Annotated in this window: 16 protein-coding genes; 8 read left to right on the top strand and 8 right to left on the bottom strand. The window is 71.9% G+C overall.

The window, feature by feature from the left end; genetic code table 11:
- Positions 1-43 precede the first annotated feature (43 nt).
- Positions 44-5,515: an ATP-binding protein gene (locus Vau01_RS41920; RefSeq protein ID WP_204005537.1), complete on the top strand. Its 5,472-nt coding sequence runs from the start codon at positions 44-46 to the stop codon at positions 5,513-5,515.
- Positions 5,516-5,520: 5 nt separating this feature from the next.
- Here Vau01_RS41920 and Vau01_RS41915 read toward each other — a convergent pair whose 3' ends face one another.
- Entirely contained in the window at positions 5,521-5,961 is a 441-nt protein-coding gene (locus Vau01_RS41915) for a hypothetical protein (protein ID WP_204005535.1), read from the bottom strand.
- A 209-nt stretch (positions 5,962-6,170) separates the two neighbouring features.
- Here Vau01_RS41915 and Vau01_RS41910 point away from each other — a divergent pair, with 209 nt between their 5' ends.
- From Vau01_RS41910 to Vau01_RS41890, 5 genes are all read left to right on the top strand, one after another.
- Positions 6,171-7,295 carry a glycoside hydrolase family 12 protein gene (locus Vau01_RS41910; protein WP_204005533.1) on the top strand — a complete coding sequence of 375 codons (1,125 nt, stop codon included), beginning with the start codon at positions 6,171-6,173 and terminating at the stop codon, positions 7,293-7,295.
- A 370-nt stretch (positions 7,296-7,665) separates the two neighbouring features.
- Positions 7,666-8,100, top strand: coding sequence for an SRPBCC domain-containing protein (locus tag Vau01_RS41905; RefSeq protein ID WP_204005531.1), 435 nt, complete (start codon positions 7,666-7,668; stop codon positions 8,098-8,100).
- Complete coding sequence (locus tag Vau01_RS41900; RefSeq protein WP_204005529.1) at positions 8,087-8,440, top strand: ArsR/SmtB family transcription factor; 354 nt, start codon at positions 8,087-8,089, stop codon at positions 8,438-8,440. Before Vau01_RS41905 ends, Vau01_RS41900 begins: the two co-directional genes overlap by 14 nt.
- Complete coding sequence (locus Vau01_RS41895) at positions 8,437-9,615, top strand: MFS transporter (RefSeq protein WP_204005528.1); 1,179 nt, start codon at positions 8,437-8,439, stop codon at positions 9,613-9,615. The genes Vau01_RS41900 and Vau01_RS41895 overlap by 4 nt, the downstream gene beginning before the upstream one ends.
- A 1-nt stretch (position 9,616) precedes the next feature.
- Positions 9,617-10,120 (top strand): DinB family protein, encoded by a 504-nt coding sequence (locus Vau01_RS41890; protein ID WP_204005527.1) that lies wholly within the window; start codon positions 9,617-9,619, stop codon positions 10,118-10,120.
- Between the two features lie 5 nt (positions 10,121-10,125).
- Here the strand turns inward: Vau01_RS41890 and Vau01_RS41885 are convergent, their stop codons facing one another.
- Positions 10,126-11,151, bottom strand: a complete 1,026-nt coding sequence (locus Vau01_RS41885) for an alpha/beta hydrolase (RefSeq protein WP_204005526.1) — start codon at positions 11,149-11,151, stop codon at positions 10,126-10,128.
- A 9-nt stretch (positions 11,152-11,160) separates the two neighbouring features.
- A complete protein-coding gene (locus tag Vau01_RS41880; RefSeq protein WP_204005525.1) occupies positions 11,161-12,123 on the bottom strand; it encodes a helix-turn-helix domain-containing protein in 963 nt (320 codons plus the stop codon).
- A gap of 71 nt (positions 12,124-12,194) precedes the next feature.
- Between Vau01_RS41880 and Vau01_RS41875 the strand changes: the two genes are divergently transcribed.
- Positions 12,195-13,445: an APC family permease gene (locus Vau01_RS41875; protein WP_204005524.1), complete on the top strand. Its 1,251-nt coding sequence runs from the start codon at positions 12,195-12,197 to the stop codon at positions 13,443-13,445.
- On the opposite strand, the gene Vau01_RS41870 is transcribed toward Vau01_RS41875, so the two are convergent.
- The 4 genes from Vau01_RS41870 to Vau01_RS41855 all read right to left on the bottom strand — a co-directional run bounded on the left by Vau01_RS41870 (position 13,412) and on the right by Vau01_RS41855 (position 17,327).
- On the bottom strand, positions 13,412-13,798 hold the full coding sequence (locus Vau01_RS41870; protein WP_204005523.1) for an ArsC/Spx/MgsR family protein: 387 nt from the start codon (positions 13,796-13,798) through the stop codon (positions 13,412-13,414). The genes Vau01_RS41875 and Vau01_RS41870 overlap by 34 nt on opposite strands.
- Positions 13,799-13,820: 22 nt before the next feature.
- Positions 13,821-14,858, bottom strand: a complete 1,038-nt coding sequence (locus Vau01_RS41865; protein ID WP_204005522.1) for a Gfo/Idh/MocA family protein — start codon at positions 14,856-14,858, stop codon at positions 13,821-13,823.
- Between the two features lie 17 nt (positions 14,859-14,875).
- Positions 14,876-15,976, bottom strand: coding sequence for an endo-1,4-beta-xylanase (locus Vau01_RS41860; protein WP_239152285.1), 1,101 nt, complete (start codon positions 15,974-15,976; stop codon positions 14,876-14,878).
- A 379-nt stretch (positions 15,977-16,355) separates the two neighbouring features.
- On the bottom strand, positions 16,356-17,327 hold the full coding sequence (locus Vau01_RS41855; protein WP_204005521.1) for a sensor histidine kinase: 972 nt from the start codon (positions 17,325-17,327) through the stop codon (positions 16,356-16,358).
- An 80-nt stretch (positions 17,328-17,407) separates the two neighbouring features.
- Here Vau01_RS41855 and Vau01_RS41850 point away from each other — a divergent pair, with 80 nt between their 5' ends.
- Positions 17,408-18,466: a hypothetical protein gene (locus Vau01_RS41850; protein WP_204005520.1), complete on the top strand. Its 1,059-nt coding sequence runs from the start codon at positions 17,408-17,410 to the stop codon at positions 18,464-18,466.
- On the opposite strand, the gene Vau01_RS41845 is transcribed toward Vau01_RS41850, so the two are convergent.
- Complete coding sequence (locus Vau01_RS41845) at positions 18,447-18,848, bottom strand: hypothetical protein (protein ID WP_204005519.1); 402 nt, start codon at positions 18,846-18,848, stop codon at positions 18,447-18,449. The two genes, Vau01_RS41850 and Vau01_RS41845, sit on opposite strands and share 20 nt — an antisense overlap.
- Positions 18,849-18,857: the final 9 nt, after the last annotated feature.

Genomic DNA, 18,857 nt, shown 5'->3' with positions numbered 1-18,857 from the left:
TCGTGAACGACCCAGTGTCGTGCGGAAGGGGAATCGAGGGCGGATGTTCGGTCGTGTCGCCATCATCAATCGCGGTGAGGCCGCGATGCGGCTCATCAACGCCGTCCGGGAGTTGGTTCTCGAGACGGGGTCACGGATAGAGACCGTCGCACTGCACACCGACGTCGACCGTAACGCCATGTTCGTGCGCGAAGCGGACGTCTCCTACGACCTCGGTCCCGCGTCCGCCCGCCCCTACCTCGACCTGAAGATCCTCGAAACGGCGCTGAAGGACACGAAGAGCGACGCCGCCTGGGTCGGCTGGGGCTTCGTCGCCGAGGATCCCGCCTTCGCCGAGTTGTGCGAGCGCATCGGCGTCACCTTCATCGGGCCCAGCCCCGACGCGATGCGCAAGCTCGGCGACAAGATCGGCGCGAAACTCATCGCCGAGGAGGTCGGCGTCCCGGTCGCCCCGTGGAGCCGCGGGCCGGTCGAGACCCTGGACGCGGCGAAGAAGAAGGCGACCGAGATCGGCTATCCGCTGATGCTCAAGGCCACCGCGGGCGGCGGCGGCCGGGGCATCCGCGTCGTCCACGACGTCGAGGAGCTCGAGGACGCCTACGAGCGCACCAGCCAGGAGGCGGCCCGGGCGTTCGGCAGCGGCGTCGTCTTCCTGGAGCGCCTGGTCACCGGCGCCCGGCACGTCGAGGTCCAGGTGATCGCGGACGGGCAGGGCACGGCCTGGGCGCTCGGCGTGCGCGACTGCTCGGTGCAGCGGCGCAACCAGAAGATCATCGAGGAGTCGGCGTCGCCGGTCCTGTCGCCGGAGCAGGCCGCCGAGCTCAAGGCGTCAGCGGAACGGCTCACCGTCGCCGTCGGCTACCGGGGCGCGGCGACCGTCGAGTTCCTCTACCACCCGGTCGACCGGATCTTCGCGTTCCTGGAAGTGAACACGCGGCTGCAGGTCGAGCACCCGATCACCGAGATCACCACCGGGTTCGACCTGGTCAAGGCGCAGCTGCACGTGGCCGCCGGCGGGCGCCTGGAAGGGGATCGCCCGGTCGAGCGCGGCCACGCCATCGAGGCCCGGCTCAACGCCGAGGATCCCGACCGCGACTTCGCCCCCTCCCCCGGTCGCATCGCGCGGTTCAGCGTGCCGACCGGGTCGGGCATCCGGGTCGACACCGGGGTCAGCGAGGGCGACACGATCCCGGGCGACTTCGACTCGATGATCGCGAAGATCATCGCCCACGGCCGCGACCGCGAAGAGGCGCTCGGCCGGCTGCGCCGCGCGATGGCGCAGACCACCGTGGTCATCGAGGGCGGCGTCACCAACCGCAGCTTCGTCCTCGACCTGCTCGACCAGCCCGAGGTCGTCGACGGCAGCGCCGACACCGGCTGGATCGACCGCGTGCGCGGCGAGGGCCGCCTGGTGTCGGCGCGGCACTCGGCCGTGGCGCTCGCGGCGGCGGCCATCGACGAGTACGAGGAGCAGGAGCGCGTCGAGCGGCAGCGGCTGCTGTCGACCGCGTTCGGCGGGCGTCCGCAGGTGCGGCACCAGAGCGGCCGGCCGCTCGACGTGAAGTTGCGGGGCGTGGGCTACCGCGTCCGGGTCGCGCGCGTCGGCGCGTCGCGGTTCCGCGTCGGCATCACTTCCGGTGACGCAGTAGGAACGGCGGACGTCGAGCTCGAACGGTTCGACCGGCACACCGGTCAGATCGTCGTCAACGGCATGCGGTACCGGCTGCTCACCGACACCCACGGGTCGATCCACCTGGTCGAGATCGACGGCGTCACGCACCGGATCATCCGCGACGAGGGCGGCGTCGTCCGCTCCCCCGCGCCGGCGCTGGTGGTGGCGACGCCGGTGGCGGTCGGCGCCGAGGTGGAGGCCGACGCGCCGGTGCTCGTCCTGGAGAGCATGAAGATGGAGACGGTGCTCCGCGCGCCGTTCAAGGCCCGGTTGACGGAGTGCCTCGTCTTCGTGGGCAGCCAGGTGGAGACCGGCGCCGCGCTGCTGCGGCTGGAGCCGCTGGCCGCCGCGTCCGAAGCCGATGCCGCCGCTTCGCCGGCCCGGACGGCGACCGAACTCGACCTGCCCGCTCCCGGCGAGCTGCCGGTGCGGGACCGCATTCGGCGCGGCCGGGAGGACCTGCGCAGCCTGCTGCTCGGCTTCGACGTCGACCCGCACGACGAGCGCCGCACGCTCGACGACTACCTCGCCGCCCGGCAGTCCGTGGTCGATCCCGGCGCGCGGCCGTTGGGCGAGGAGCTCGAACTGATCGAGGTGTTCGCCGACCTCGCCGAGCTGAGCCGCAACCGCCCCACCGGCTCCGACGGCGACGACCAGATCCGCAGCGCCCGCGAGTTCTTCCACGTCTACCTGCAGAGCCTCGACGTCGAGCGGGCCGGCCTGCCGACCGCGTTCCAGGGCCGGCTGGCCCGCGCGTTGCGCCACTACGGCGTCACCGATCTGGAACGCACCCCGGAGCTCGAGGCCGCGGTGTTCCGGATCTTCCTGGCGCAGCAGCGCGCGCTCGCCGACTCCGCGGTCGTCACCGCGTTGCTGCGCGCGTGGTTGCAGGAGCCGCCGCCGGACGAGACGCTGCGGGAGCCCGCCGGGCTCGCGCTGGAGCGGCTGGTGGCCGCGACGCAGGTCCGCATCCCGGTGGTGGCCGACCTCGCCCGCGGCGTGGTGTTCGCCTGGTTCGCCCAGCCGCTGCTGCGCCGCACCCGTGCCAACGTCTACGCCGAGGTCCGCCGGCACCTGCGGCACCTCGACGCCCACCCCGACGCGCCCGACCGCGCCGACCGGATCGCCGCGATGGTGCGCGCCACCGAACCGCTGGTGCGGCTGCTCGGCCAGCGCTTCGACCGCACCGACCGCGACAACACGGTGCTGCTTGAGGTGCTGACCCGGCGCTACTACGGGAACAAGGGCCTCACCGGCGTGCACACCGCCGAGGTGGCCGGCTGCTCGTACGTGGTCGCTTCGTACTCGGCGACGCAGCAGGCCGGCCGCGTCGTGTCGGCCGCCGTGCGGTTCGAGGCGCTGGGCGGCGCGCTGCACGGTCTCGCCGAGCTCGCCGCCGCGGGCGAGGACGGCGCGATCGACGCCGACATCTACCTCGCCTGGGAGCGGCAGCCCGCCGACCCGGACGCGCTGGCCGCCGCGCTGCACGAGGTGATCGGCGGGCACCCGCTGCCGCGCCGGGTCCGCCGGCTGACCATCACCGTCGCCGGCCGCGCCGGTGCGGTGATGCACCACCACTTCACGTTCCAACCGTCGACACCCGGGATGACCGAGGAGCGGCTGATCCGCGGCCTGCACCCGTTCATCGCGCGCCGGATGCAGCTGGAACGGCTGAGCAAATTCGACCTCACCCGGCTGCCGTCGGCCGACGAGGAGGTCTACCTGTTCCGCTGCGTGGCGCGGGAGAACCCGTCCGACGACCGGCTCGTCGCGTTCGCGCAGGTGCGCGACCTCACCGAGCTCCGCGACCAGGACGGCCGGCTGGTCGCGATCCCGACGGCCGAGGACGTCATCGCCACGTGCGCCGACTCGATCCGCCGCGCGCAGTCGCAGCGGGCGTCGAAGAACCGCTTCAACACCAACCGGATCGTCCTCTACATCTGGCCGCCGAGCGGCATCACCCGCGGCGAGCTGGAGACGCTGGCCCACCGCGTGCTGCCGACCACCGCGGGCGCCGGGCTGGAGGAGATCCTGTTCATCGGCCGGCTGCGCGACAAGGAGACCGGCGCGCTGGTGAAGACCGCCGTGCGCATCTCGTTCGACGCCACCGGCATCCGGATGACGATCGGCGAGCCGTCCGACGAACCGGTCGAGCCGCTCGACGACTACCGGCAGAAGGTGCTGCGCGCGAGCAGCCGCAACACCGTCTACCCGTACGAGCTGACCGATCTGCTCGGCACGTTCGTCGAGCACGACCTCTCGTCGGAGAACGCGTTGGTCCCGGTGGACCGGCCGAAGGGGCGCAACAGCGCGGCGATCGTCGCCGGTGTGGTGACGACGGCGACCGCGCGGCACCCGGAGGGCGTCACGCGGGTGGTGCTGCTCGGTGACCCGATCAAGTCGCTCGGCGCGCTGTCGGAACCCGAGTGCCGGCGCGTGATCGCCGCCCTCGACCTGGCTGCCCGGATGGGCGTGCCGCTGGAGTGGTACTCGCTGTCGGCCGGCGCGCGCATCTCGATGACCTCGGGCACCGAGAACATGGACTGGGTGGCCGCGGCGTTGAAGCGGATCGTCGAGTTCACCCAGGCGGGCGGCGAGATCAACATCGTCGTCGCGGGCATCAACGTCGGCGCCCAGCCGTACTGGAACGCCGAGGCGACGATGCTGATGCACACCCGCGGCATCCTGGTGATGACGCCGGACTCGGCGATGGTGCTCACCGGCAAGCAGGCGCTGGACTTCTCCGGCGGCGTGTCGGCCGAGGACAACTTCGGCATCGGCGGCTACGACCGGGTGATGGGACCGAACGGGCAGGCGCAGTACTGGGCGCCGAACCTGGCCGCCGCGCACGACCTGCTGATGACGTACTACGACCAGACGTACGTCGCGTCCGGCGAGGCGGCCCCCCGGCGGACGACGACCACCGACCCGGTCGACCGCGACGTGAGCGGCTTCCCGCACGCGGTCGAGGGCAGCGACTTCACCACCGTCGGGCAGATCTTCTCGGCGTCGCACAACCCCGACCGCAAGAAGGCGTTCGACATCCGCACGGTGATGAAGGCGCTCAGCGACCAGGACCACCCGGTGCTGGAGCGCTGGGCCGGCATGGCCGACGCGGAGACCGCGGTGGTGCAGGACGTGCGCCTCGGCGGCATCCCGGTGTGCCTGCTCGGCATCGAGTCCCGCGCGGTGCCGAGGCGCGGCTTCCCGCCCGCCGACGGCCCCGACACGTACACCGCCGGCACGCTGTTCCCGCAGTCGTCGAAGAAGGCCGCCCGGGCGATCAACGCGGCGAGCGGCAACCGGCCGCTCGTGGTGCTCGCCAACCTGAGCGGCTTCGACGGGTCACCGGAGTCGATGCGCAAGCTCCAGTTGGAGTACGGCGCGGAGATCGGCCGGGCGATCGTCAACTTCCGCGGGCCGATCGTGTTCTGCGTGATCTCGCGCTACCACGGCGGCGCGTTCGTCGTCTTCTCGAAGGCCCTCAACCCGAACATGACGGTGCTCGCGCTGGAGGGCTCGTTCGCCTCCGTGCTGGGTGGCGCCCCCGCCGCGGCGGCGGTGTTCGCGGGAGACGTGGCCGCGCGCACGGCGGCGGACCCCCGGGTGCGCGACCTGGAGGCCCGCGCCGGCGCGGCGTCCGGCGTCGACCGGGCCGCGCTGACGGCGGAACTGGACGAGCTGCGCACGTCGGTGCGCGCCGAGAAGCTGAACGAGGTCGGCGCCGAGTTCGACCGGGTGCACGACATCCGGCGGGCGGTCGACGTCGGCTCGGTCGACGCGGTCATCAACGCGGCCGACCTGCGTCCCCGGATCATCGCGGAGATCGAGGCCCGGTTGTAGCGTCCCTATGCCGCGACGTCCAACAGGTCGCCGTTGTTCAGCACGGAGCGCAGCGACGTCAGGTCGACGCCGCGGTCCTGGAACATCTTCACCAGTTCCGCGGCGCTGTTGACCTTGCGCACCTCCTCGACGTCGGTGTCGAGCAGGGCGCTGATCTCCGCGGCCTTGCCGTCGTCGGTGGACAGTCCGCTCAGCTCGCCCTTCGGGGCGCCCGGCGGCGGCGGTACGGGCGGCGGGCTGTTCAGCTGGCTCTGCGGGCGTCCCTGGTTGTTCGCGGCGGCCGTCGGGGAGCCGCCGGCCGGCTGCGACGACTTGATCGTGGCGAACAGGTCGTCGCGGGAGACTTCCTGCGCGTCGGCGACGGCCTTCACCGGGTCCTCGCGGCGGGCCGGCGGCTGCCCCTGCCGGGCGGCCGTGGCGCTCGACGTTCCTGCGGAGATGTTCATGTCGGTCCCGTCCCGTGGTTCTTCGTGCTCGTCGTGTTCGTGCGGCAGATCGGCTCGGCCCCGGGCGACCTTCGCCTTTGACCGCTGATCCACGGCAATGTGCCGGTTCGGTTGACCCGCCCCATCGAAGCTCTTAAGTTTATCGATACGACAAATTTAGTCTGGTCGCCCGACGCGGCGGGTGGCCCGCTCGTGGAAGGCGGACAACCATGCGAAGGCGAACTCCCGTCCTCATGGCGGGGACGGCGGCCCTGCTGGCCGGCCTCGGGGTGGTCGTGGTGACCGCTCCCCCGGCGCTGGCGGCGACCGGCTGCCGCGTCCAGTACGCGGTCAGCTCCACCTGGCCGGGCGGCTTCGGCGCCAACGTCACGATCGTCAACCTCGGTGACGCCGTCACCAGCTGGACGCTCGTCTGGTCCTACTCGGCCGGGCAGACCGTGACCCAGGCGTGGAGCGCCACCGTGAGCCAGAGCGGCGCGCAGGTGACCGCGCGCAACGCCGGCTACAACGGGTCAATCGCGACCAACGGCTCGGCGTCGTTCGGTTTCAACGGCTCGTGGACCGGCAGCAACCCCGTGCCCACGGCCTTCACGCTCAACGGCACCGCCTGCACCGGCAGCGTCACCGGCCCCACCACCCCGCCGACGTCACAGCCGCCGTCGAACCCGCCGACGAACGGCGTACCGTCGGACGCGGTGTGGGTCGCCTCCGGGCAGTGGGACACGTGGCAGAGCAACGGATACACCGTCTACAACAACATCTGGGGCTCCGGCGCCGGCAGCCAGACGATCTGGGCCCGGACGCCCACCAACTGGGGCGTCATCGCCAACCACCCGATGACGTCGGGCGTGAAATCGTACCCGCACACCGTGCGCGGCTCGGTGAACCGCACGGTCAGCTCGCTGTCCACGTTGACCAGTTCGTTCAACGTGAGCGTCCCGGGCAGCGGCAACTACGCCACGACGTACGACATCTGGGCCAACAACTGGGCCTACGAGGTCATGCTGTGGATGAACTGGAACGGCCAGGTCGGCCCGATCGCCGAGTCGTACGACCAGAACGGCGCCGTGCCGAACTTCCGCAACGTCAGCCTCGGTGGCCACACCTGGAACATCTACCGCGGTTCGAACGGCGCCAACGCGGTGTTCTCGTTCCTGCGCGTCGGCAACACCAACTCCGGCAACGTCGACGTGCGGGCCATCCTCAACTGGCTGCGCACCCAGAACTGGTGGGCCGACGTCACCGTCGGCGAGGTCCAGTTCGGCTTCGAGATCAGCGGCACCAACGGCAGCGCCGCGTTCACCGACAACAGCTTCGCGATGACCGTCGCCTAGCCACACCCCACGCACCTGGATGGGGATTGTGGGATAGAAAGGTCGGTTGCAACAGACCTTTGTCTCCCAGGATCCGGCTCGCCCACCATCCCGGCTACGGGCGGTGGCCGATGGAGTTGATCGAGGAAGAAAGGGCCTGTGCTGACAAGCCTCTTCTTCCTCGATCAACTTTGCGCGTGACTCCCGGTGACCAACGACGCCCTTCAAGCGAGGCGCGCCGGATCGGCGGCGTAGCGGCTGCGACTCTCCTCGGCTTCCGCGCGCCGCGTCCCGGACCCCACGGCGAAAGGTGAACGCCTCAGGTTGACGCAACCGGCGGGTTGCCATATGTTGGATGGCAACCAGATGGTTGCTACTTGAGGAGACACTCATGGCCTTCCCCGATCGTATCGAGCGCACCCTCGACCTCGCCCACCCGCCGGAGAAGGTCTGGAACGCGCTGACCTCCGCCGACGGCCTCGGCACCTGGTTCGGCAACCGCGCCGAGGTCGACCTGCGGGTCGGCGGCCAGGCGACGCTCAGCTGGGACAGCGGCGACAGCGCCGTCCTCACCATCGAGCGGGTCGAGCCGCCGCACGTCTTCGCCTACACGTGGCCGATCTACGGCCTCGCCGACGCCGATCCGCGCCGCACCTACGTCGAGTTCACGCTCGAACCGAACGGCGCCGGCACCACGCTGACCATGGTGGAAACCGGGTTCGGCCAGCTCGGCGAGGACGAGCACAAGGCGGCCTTCCGCGGCAACACCGACGGCTGGACGAACGAACTGACCGAGTTCTGCGCTTACCTCGATGGACAGGCCTGACCCGGAGGCGGTGGCCCAGGAGGTCTTCGCCGCGCTGGCCGACCCGAGCCGGCGGGGGATCCTCGCCGCGCTCGCGGCCGGCGGCCCGGCCACCGCGACCGACCTCGCCGGCCGGCTGCCGATCACCCGGCAGGCCATCGCCAAGCATCTCGCGTTGCTCGCCGAGGCCGGCCTCGTGGTGGCCGAGCCGGGCGAGCGGCGCCGCGTCCGCTACCGGCTGGACTCCGCACCGATGAAGGTGGCCCAGCAGTTCCTCGCCGCGCTGGCCCGGGACTGGGACGGCCCGCTGGCCGCCCTCCGCGACCGGTTGGACAGCGACCGATTGGAGCAGGACCGATGAAAGCTCTCGCCACACTGTTCTTCGGCATGTTCGTCATGGGCAGCACCGAACTGCTCGTGGTCGGCGTGCTCGACCTGATCGCCGACGATCTGAGCATCTCCGTGCCGGCGGCCGGCTCGCTCGTCACGGCGTACGCGCTCGGGCTCGCGATCGGCGGTCCCGTGCTCACCGCGTCCACGATGAAGCTGGACCGACGGATCGTCCTGACCACCGCGCTCTTCCTCTTCATCGCCGGCACCGTCGCCACGGTCGTGACCACCAGCTTCGCCGTGCTGCTCGCCGCGCGCGTCCTCACCGGCGCGTTCCAGGGTGTGTTCATCGCCGCGGCGTTCGCGGCCGGCACCGCGGTGGTTCCGGCGGAACGCGCGGGTCGCGCGATGGCGGTGGTGATTTCGGGGACCGCGGTGAGCGGCGCGGTGGGTGTGCCCCTCGGCACGTTCGCCGGCCAGGCACTGGGCTGGCGCGGGTCTTTCGTCGCGGCGGCGCTGCTCGCCGTCGTGGCTCTGGTCGCCACGCTCGCGCTGGTGCCGTCGGTGCCGAGCACCGGAACCGGTGTGGGCGGCCAGCTGCGGTACGCGCTCGCCCCGCGCGTGCTCGCGTTGCTGGGCCTGACGTTCCTCGTCTTCTCGTCGGTGTACGCGGCGCTGACCTACATCGTCCCGTTCCTGGACAGCGTCACCGGGATCTCCGGCGCGCCGGTGAGCGTGTTCCTGTTGGCGTACGGGGGCGCGTGCGCGGTGGCGTCGTTCGGTGGCGGCCGGTTCGCCGACGCCGATGCCGCGCGGACGCTCGTCGTCGGCACGGTGGGTGTCGCGGCGAGCCTGGCCGCGTTGTACTTCTTCGGGACCGTGGGCGTGCTGGTCGCCGTGCTGCTGTTGGCGATCGGCGGGTTCGCGATGGGCATGGCGCCGTCGCTGCAGTACCGGGTCACCGTTCTCGCCGGCCCCGGATCGGCGTTCGCGCAGTCGTTGCCGGCGTCGGCGGCCAACGTGGGCATCGCGTTCGGCTCGTTCGCCGGCGGCGCGGCGGTCGGCGCGCTGAGCGTCTCCGCCGCGGTGCTCGCCGGCCTCGCGATCGCGATGGTCGCGGTGCCGGTCGCGTGGGCGTCCGGTCTCCTTGTTGCGCCGGCGGTCCCCGAGACCCCGGCGTCCGAATCCGTCCTTTGTGGAGTGTGACATGACCCCGCTTCGGGAAGCGTTCCGCACGCTGCTGGAGGCCGCTGCCACCGACACCTTCCGCGCGCCGCCCGACGGCGAGTGGAACGCGGACCAGATCCTGGCGCACGTCGCGCTCGTCAACGCCGCCACCATCGGGGTTGTCGCCGCGGTCGCGTCGGGTGCGGTCACCACGTACGACAACCGCCTCGCCCAGGACGCATGGACGATCGCGCGGGTGGTCGCGCTCGCCGGTGGTCCGGACGGCCTCCGGGACCGGATCCGCGCACAGGGCGAGGCGCTGTGCGCGCTCACCGGCCCCGCCCTCACCGACGCGGAACTCGACACCACGGTGCCCGCGCTGCTGCTGTCGAACGGCGCGGCGCTGGTCGACGGGCCGCTCCGGGTGCGCGACATCCTGTCCGGGCTCGCGGAGGTGGAACTCCCCGGGCACACGGGGCAACTTCTGGCACTGCGCGCCAGCGGCGGTACGGGCGGCCCCGGTGGTCCGCCACCCGGTCAGTAGGGCTCTCAGCGGTCCAGGCGGTTCGCCAGCCAGGCCAGCGACAGCGGATAGCGGTAGTCGATCGCGGCGTGGCCGGCGTCGAACAGTTCGAAGTGGACGGTGTCCGCCGGGACGCCGATCCGCTCCAGACCGGCCCGGAACGCCTCCGCGCCCAGGTCGAGGAAGTAGTCGTCGTGGGTGCCCGCGTCGATCCAGATCGCGCGCAGGGACCGGAGGGCGTCGGCGTAGCGGTCGACCATCCGCACCGGGTCCCAGGCCAACCACCGCTCCCACACGTCCGGCCGCAGTTCGGCGGAGCGCGGGTCGAACGGCAGCACCGGGACGCCGTCGTCGGCGGCGGAGAAGCACGCCGTCACGCCGAGGACGCCCAGCAGGACGCCGTCGGCCTCGTTGGTGAACGCGGTGCGCGACCGGAAGTCGCGCCACCACTCGGCGATGTCGTGGTCGTACGCGCGGAGGTGGCGGGCCGCCTTGCCGAAGTCGGGCACGTAGCACAGCTCGTACAGGGTGTCCCCGGCGTGCGTGGCCAGCGCCCCGAACAGGTCGGGACGCAGCATCGGCGTGATCATCGCGCCGAAGCCGCCGGACGACTTGCCGCTGACGGCGCGGGATCCCGGCGCGGCGATGGTCCGGTAGCGGGCGTCGACCCAGGGCACCACCTCGTCGCAGAGGTACGTGTGGTAGCGGCCGGTGCCGGGCGAGTCGACGAACTGCGAGCCGCCGTACGCGGTCCACGCGTCCACGAAGACCATGACGCAACCGGGCGCGGCGCCGGAACCGAAGACCTCGTCGGCCGTCTCGATGAACGGCTGCCGGAACGGCATGCGGTTCGCCCACATCGCGACGTGGCCGGTGTACCCCTGCAGCACGTAGACCGTCGGGTAACGGGTGGCGTCGTCGTCGTACCCGGGCGGCAGGTAGACCCAGATGGGACGCTCGTGCGGGTCGTCGAGCGGATTGCCGCGCAGGACGTCCGAAATGATCGTGGTCTGCTCGAGCCGGCCGGCCAGTTCGGTCCCCCACGGAAGCATGGCCGCAAGTCAACCACGCGGCCGGCGGCGGAACACCTGCCGGTACGTCTGCGGCGACACGCTCGTGACCCGGTGGAAGTGCTGGCGCAGGTTGGCCGCCGTTCCGAAGCCGACCCGGGCGGCGATGCGCTCCACCGGTTCGTCGCTGGTCTCCAGCAGTTCCTGCGCCACCCGCACCCGCTGCTGCACCAGCCAGTTCAGCGGCGTGATGCCCAGCGTGTCGCGGAACCGGCGGGCGAACGTGCGCGGGGTCAGGTGCGCCGCCGCCGCCATCCGGTCGACCGTGAGCCGCTCGGCGAGGTGCGCGCGGGCCCACTCCAGCGCCGGCGCGAGGTCGCCGTGCGGATCGGACCCGGCCACCGGGTGGGCGTACTGGGCCTGGCCGCCGTCGCGGTGCGGCGGGACGACCATGCGCCGGGCCACCTCGTTGGCCACCGCGGCGCCGTGGTCGAGACGCACGATGTGCAGGCACAAGTCGATCGACGCGCCGGTGCCGGCCGACGTCAGCACGTCTCCCTCGTCGACGTACAGCACGCCCGGGTCGACCTTGACCGCCGGGAACCGCCACGCGAAGTCGGGCGCGTTCATCCAGTGCGTCGTGGCCCGTCGGCCGTCGAGCAGGCCGGCGGCGGCGAGCAGGTAGGCGCCCGTGCAGATGGACACCATCCGGGCCCCGTTCCGGTGCGCGTCGCGGAGGGCGTCGAGCAGGTCGGGCGGCGGTTCCAGCTGCGACGCGCGGTAACACCCGGGAACGACCACCGTGTCGGCCTTCGTGATCTCGTCGAGCCCGTACGGTGCGTCGATCCGCAGCCCGATCGTGGTGCGGAGGTCACCCGGCTCCCCGGCGCACATCCGGAGGTCGTACCAGGGGTCGGCGAGGTCGGACCGGTCGATGCCGAAGACCTCGCACGGGACCGCGAACTCGAAGACCGGCAGCCGGTCGGTGAGCGCCATCGCCACCGTGTGGGCCATGGCAGGATCCTATCGCAGAACGTCTTTCCTGCCACTGTCCGCTGCGTTCCCGGCGAGGCACAGTCGTCCCCGTGACCATCACGAAAGCCGGCGGGCTGACCGTTCCGCAGGGTGCCGCCCTCTACATCGGCGCCGTGCTCGGCACCGGCGTCGTCGCCCTGCCGGCGCTGGCCGCCGAGGCCGCCGGTCCGGCGTCGCTGCTCGCGTGGCTGGCGCTGGTCCTCCTGTCGGTCCCGCTCGCGGCGACGTTCGCCGCGCTCGGCTCGCGCTATCCGGACGCCGGTGGCGTGTCGACGTACGTCCGGTACGCGTTCGGCGCCCGGGCGTCGGCCGTGGTCGGGTGGTGCTTCTACTTCGCGGTGCCGGTCGGCGCGCCGGCCGCAGCGCTGTTCGCGGGCGAGTACGTGTCCGACGTCCTCGGCGGCGGCCGGACCGCGACCGCACTGGTCCTCATGGGCGTCGTCACCGCCGCCAACCTGGCCGGCGTCCGCGTGTCCGGCAAGTTCCAGCTCGGCCTCGCCGGCCTGCTGCTGACGCTGCTCCTGCTGGCGACCGTCACCTCGCTTCCGCACGCGCGGCTGTCGAACCTCACGCCGTTCGCGCCGCACGGCTGGCCCGCGGTCGCGACGGCCGCCGCGCTGCTGGTGTGGAGCTTCGCCGGCTGGGAGGCGATCACCCACCTGGCCGCCGACTTCCGCCGGCCGGCCCACGACCTCCCGCGCGCCGCCGCCATCGCGGTGGTCGTGGTGGGCATCCTGTACCTCGGGGTCGCGTCGGCGACGGTCCTCGTGCTCGGCCCGGCCGCGTCGCGGTCACCCGCGCCCCTGGCGGACCTGCTCGCCGTCGGCGTGGGCGGTCCGGCCCGCGCGCTGGCCGCCGCCGCGGCCGTCTTCCTGACGCTGGGCACGATGAACGCCTACTACGCCGGCGCGGCCAAGCTCGGCGCCGCCCTCGGCCGCGACGGCGCGCTGCCCGCCTGGCTGGCCGAGGGCAGCCGCGCCGGCGAGGTCCCCCGCCGCAGCCTGGCCGCGGTGTCCGGCGGCGGCGCGATCAGCCTGGCCGTCGTCACCGTCGCGGACGTCGGGGTGCGACCGTTGGTGCTGCTGACCACCGGCTGCTTCGTGCTCGTCTACGCCCTCGGCACCGCCGCGGCGATCCGGCTGCTGCCGCGGGGCAGCGTCACCCGTCGGCTCGCGTTCGTGGCGCTGGTCGCCGTCGCCGCCCTCCTGGCGGCGACCGGCGTCTACCTGCTGTGGCCGCTGTTGCTGGCGGCCGTCGCGCTGGGCTATCAAAGAGCTTTCGGACGGGTGACGCGCGACTGAGCGACCGCGGTGTCCAACGCCTCCGGCGTGCGCCCGATCACCGCACCGCCGTCGTCGAGGAGCAGGATCGGCCGCTGGATCAGCTCCGGATGCTCGACCATCGCCGCGATCCAGCGCTCCACCGACGTGTCGTCGCGCGGCCAGTCGGCCAGGCCCAGTTCCGCCGCGACCGGCTCACCGAGCCGGCACGCCTCCCACGGCGCCATGCCGAGCCGCCGCAGCACGTCGACGAGCTCGGCGGCGGTGGGCGGCCGGTCGAGGTACGGGCGCAGCCGGTACGGCACCTGCGCCGCGTCGAGGGTCTCGCGGGCGGTGGCGCACTTGGAGCAGGCCGGATTGTTCCAGATCTCCACGCGTCCATCGTAGGTGCCGCGACTAGCTCCAGGGCGGGCCGAAGCCGTCCATGCGTTCGTAGAACGCCGATCCGGGGTCCACATCGGACGGAACCACCGGTCGCCCGCTGAACGCGGCCGCGTAGACGCCGGCGACGAGGCGCATCGTGCTCCGGGCGCCCGCCACGCCGACCGGTAGCGGCGTGCCCGCCCGCACGCCGGCCAGCACCTCGGCGAACTGCGCGCCGTGGCCGCCGCGCCGCCCGTGCTCGCCGGACCGCCACGCGTCGAGCACCGTCGACTCGTGGCCGGGCGCCGGCGTGACCCGCCAATCGTCGTCGCCGAAGCCGGCGCACGATGCGTCGCGCCCGCGCGTCACCTCGACCGTCGCCCGTTCGAAGTCGAACCGCAGCAGACTCTCCTCGCGCGGCGACAGCACGCTGCACACGACGCTCGCCACCGCCCCGCCGGCGAACGTCACGTGCGCGAGCGACACGTCCTCGGTCCGCCCGGGTCGGGCCAGCCGGTGGGCGGACGCCGAGACCTCGGTCCATTCCCCGAGGACGGACATCAGCAGGTCGATCTCGTGCATCCCCGGCCCGAGCATCAGTCCACCGTGCGCCCGGTACCACGTGGTGTGGCACAGGGCGAGGAGCGGCCGGCCGAGCACCCCCGCACCGGCGAGCGCACGCAACCGGCGCGCGCCGGATCCGAACCGGTGCGGGAAAACCGTTGCCACATAAGGGCCGCCGGGTGCCTGGGCGGCGTCGAGGTCGTCGAGTCCGCGCAACGACAGCGCCGGTGGCAGCTCAACGAGGACGTGCACCCCGCCGGCCAACGCGGTCGACGCCGGCGCGAGGCGGGCACCGGAACACACGTGCACCAACGCCGGCCGCGTGTCGACGAGCGCCCGCGCCAACGACGTCCCCGAATAGGGAATGCCGTGCGACGCGCAGAACGCCGCGGCGTGGCCGGCGTCGTCGTCGACGCCGGCCACGATCTCGACCGGTTCGTCGAGGGCACGGAGCGCCTCGACGTGGACGCGGGCAGCGGTGCCGGTTCCCACGACGGCGACGCGCACGGGAACCGGCACCGTTCTTACCGGGAGCGACCGAGCGCGAGCGTCTGCTGGAGGCCGCGGTAGGCCGGCTTCGGCTGCAGGTTGGCGTCGAGCGGCGTCGCCTCGCCCTGCCCGTCGAAGAAGCCCGGGACCCACGAGTACTTGTCGGTGAAGCCCCACACCGTGAACATGACGCACTTCGGGGTGAGCAGGCACGCCTGCAGCAGCACGTTGAAGCTGCCCACCTGGCCGGCGGTCTTGTAGGTGTCGCCGGGCAGGAAGTACCGGACGTCGACCTCGGTGAACGCCGTCTCCATGCCGAGCCGGTCGAAGCGGGCCAGGTTCTCGTTCGCGTCGATCGGAATCGGGTACTGCAGATCGAGGTGACCCTGGAAGCCCATCCCGTGCAGCGGCACCCGTTGGGCGCGCAGCGTCTTCGCGTACTCGAAGTAGGCGGTGCTCTTCGCGTTGACGTTGTCGATCGCGTAATCGTTGAGGAACAGCTTCGCCCGCGGGTCGGCCTGGTTCGCCCACCGCAGCGCGTCGGCGATGTAGTTCTCACCGAGATGCTGGCGGAAGATCGTGTCGCGCAGCACCGGGTTCGCGCCGTCGGTGAACGCCTCGTTGACGACGTCCCACGCGCGCACCTTGCCCTTGAAATGCCCGACCACCGTGCGAATGTGGTCGCGGACGATGTCGCGCAGCTCGGCCGAGTCGATCTCACCGCTGGCGACGCCCGAGGTGAGCCACTCGGGCAGCTGGTTGTGCCAGAGCAACGTGTGCCCGTGCACCTGCTGGCCGTTGCGGCGCGCCTCGGCCACCAACTGGTCGGCCGGGCCCCAGTTGAACTGGCCCCGGGTCGGTTCGAGCTCCGACCACTTCATGACATTCTCGGCGGTGACGGCCGAGAAGTCCGTGCGGACCCGCTCGCGGTACGGGGTGTCCTGGTTGTAGGCGCTCATGTCGACCGCGGTGCCGACGAGCAGGTCGCTGCGTGCGCCGAGCACGCGTAACGGAAGGTCGACGGTGGTCGGCTTGTCGGGACGGTCGGATCCGCCGGCAACTGCGCCCGACGGACCGATCCAGGTCAGTGTGCCGGCGGCGATGACGGCAGCCGCCATCATCAGGGATTTCTTCATGCGCTGGAACCTCTCGTCACAGGGTGGATGCAACGGGGTAGCTCTCGAAACGTTTCCGAAACACTATGCGAGCCGTCAACGCCGGTCAATCCCCGAACAACAAGCGATCAACCGCAGATTCTCCATCGAACGCATTCGAAACTTTCGAGATCGTTCCCAGGTCGCACTTGTCGAACACACGTCTCCGAAAGTTTCGATCCCCTTCGACGCCACCCGATCCCGAGGGCAGCATCGGGTCGCACCCGTCGGATGCAGGAGGAGTTGAGCCGCACGGTCGGCCGCTCCCGAGATCTTGGACTCCCCGCGGGCCTATGACACCGCCAGGAGTCCAAGATCCGCGAACCAGGCCTGCGTCAGCCGCGACAAAGCACGCACGCGGTCACCCGTCGGTCAACGGCAACGACGCCTCCACCCGCCAGCCGCCCGTGCCGTCCGGCCCCGCCACGAGCGTCCCGCCCAGCGCCTCGACCCGCTCCGCAAGCCCCGGCAACCCGAGCCCACCCCGCCGCCCACGACCAGCCCCCAGACCACGACCCGCAAACCGCCCGGAACCCGAATCAACAACGCCAACCACCACAGAAGACCCCCGAAGACCCACCCGCACAAGAACCCGCGACGCCCCCGGCGCATGCCGCCGCACGTTCGTCAGCGCCTCTACCACCACCCGGTACACCGTCGCCTCCACTTCGCGGGGCAACACGAGCTCCGGCGAAAGGTCCAGTTCGACGGACGAACCGAACCGGGCCACCAGCTCGGGCACGTCGGCCAGCCCCGCCGGCAGACCACCGGCACCGTCCAGCATGTGGACGGTCCGGTCGAGGGAGGCCAACGCCTGCAGGCCTGCCTGCTCGATGCGCCGGAACGCCGCGGCGGCGGCAGCCGGGTCGCGCGACGCGAGCAGTTGGCCGGCCTGGGCCTGTGCGAGCATCCCGCTGACATCGTGCGCGACGAAGTCGTGCAGGTCGCGGGCCAGTTGCAGGCGCTGGGCGTGCCGGGCCTCGGTCACCGAGCGCACCCGCGCGGCGTCGAGCCGCCGCAGGTACAGACCGACGGACACGGCGACCACCGCCACCAGCGTCCACGCGGCGAATCCGCCCAGCGCCGGCCCGGTCACCGGTACCCAGCCGTAGCGCAGCAGAAATGCCGGCACCGCGACCGCCGGCAGCACCGACAGGCGCAACCACCACCCGGCCGGCGCGACCCGCACGGCGACAGCCGCCAGCACCAGCAGCACACCGACCTCGGCCAGCACGAGCAGCGAGTCGTCGCCGTAGCGCGCCCCCACCAACGGGAACGCAACCGACACCGCGAGCGACACCGCGCCGGCGATCACCGCCGCCCACCTCACCACGCACCCGAGCGTAAACAGCCGAACGGCACCCTGCCGAACGGCAACTGCACAACGGATCCTGACGCCCGAAGCATGGAGGCATGTATCGAATCACCGCCGCCTTCTCGCTCCTCTACGGCCTCGCCGGCCTCTTCTGGACCTTTGGCGGCGCCGGCTTTCCGTTCGGCGTCGAGCACGATCCCGGCGCGCGGTGGGCGTCCCTTCTGGAGAACGCGCGGCCCGGCACCACCGGGCCGGCGATAGCGGTGGTCGGGCTTTTCGGCGCCGTCCTGGCCATCGTCATGAAAAGAATCGATGACGCACACCGCATGCTCGCCACGACCGCATGGACCCTGGCGTTCACGTTGACCGTGGTCATCCCCGACTACCGTCCGCTGCTCGCCGTGGTCCGGGCGCCGATGCTGCTGGCCGGCGCGCCGTTCGGCTGGCCGGAGGACGTAGGCCTGTCCGACTACCCGCGGCTGTTCCTGCCCTGGCCGGTCGCCAACCAGTTGCTGCTCATGCTCGGCGGGCTGCTCTGGGCCGCCACCGCCCTGGCCTACCAGCGCCGGGTCCGCGGTGCCTGCGGCGGGTGCGGGCGCACCGCGTCCACCAGCGAGGAGGAGACCCGCGCCGCCGCGCTGCGATGGGGCCGCCGGGCGGTCGCCGTCGCGGTGGCGGTTCCGGTCTTCTACGCCCTCACCCGGTGGGCGTTCGCGCTGGGGATCCCGCTCGGCGTCAGCCGGGAGGGCCTGCAGAAGGAGGCCCGGGAGAGCCCGGGCATCTGGCTCGCGGGCGCGATGCTGGCGACCATGGGTGCCGGTGGCGCCGTGCTCACGCTCGGCCTCGTGCAGCGGTGGGGTGAGGTGTACCCGCGGTGGATCCCGTTCCTGCGTGGGAAGCCCGTACGCCCGCGTACGGCGATCGTGCCGGCGTCGCTGGTGGCGATCCTGGTGACGTCGGCCGGGCTGATGTACCTACGGCTGCTGATCCTGGGCCAGTTCGAGATCGAGGCCCAGACGTGGGGGCTCTACGTGCCCGAGCTGTTCTGGCCGCTCTGGGGTGCCGCGCTCGGCGGCGCCGCCCTCGCCTACCACGTCCGCCGGCGCGGGCCCTGCCCGCACTGCGAGCGACCCGCCCTTATTCGCACCATTCGGTGACCTCGCGGCCGCGGAGCATCCGCAGCACGGCGACGTTCACCACCCCGGCCGTGATCGCCTGCGGGATCGCGCCGCTGACCAGCGACAGCACGGCACCCACCAGGTTGATCGAGCACACCACCGTGGCCACCGTGCGGGCCCACGACTTGCCCAGCCACACGAAGACGCCGCTGAGGATCTGCGTGCCGGACAGCACGAACTGGACGAAAACGAGCAGATACACCCAGCCGGGTAGGTCGCCCTCGTCGTTGACGGCGGACAGGAGCAGCATCGCCAGCATCAGGCCGAGTCCGCCGAACACGACCAGCAGGATCGCCGTCCACGTCACCTGACGTGGGCGTTCCCTGATCTGATCGGCCGGCTCGGCCACGGGGTCGGTCATGGCCCATAC

Origin of the sequence: Virgisporangium aurantiacum (assembly GCF_016863635.1) — a bacterium.
Classification (GTDB): domain Bacteria; phylum Actinomycetota; class Actinomycetes; order Mycobacteriales; family Micromonosporaceae; genus Virgisporangium; species Virgisporangium aurantiacum.
This window is presented reverse-complemented; position numbering and strand designations above follow the sequence as displayed.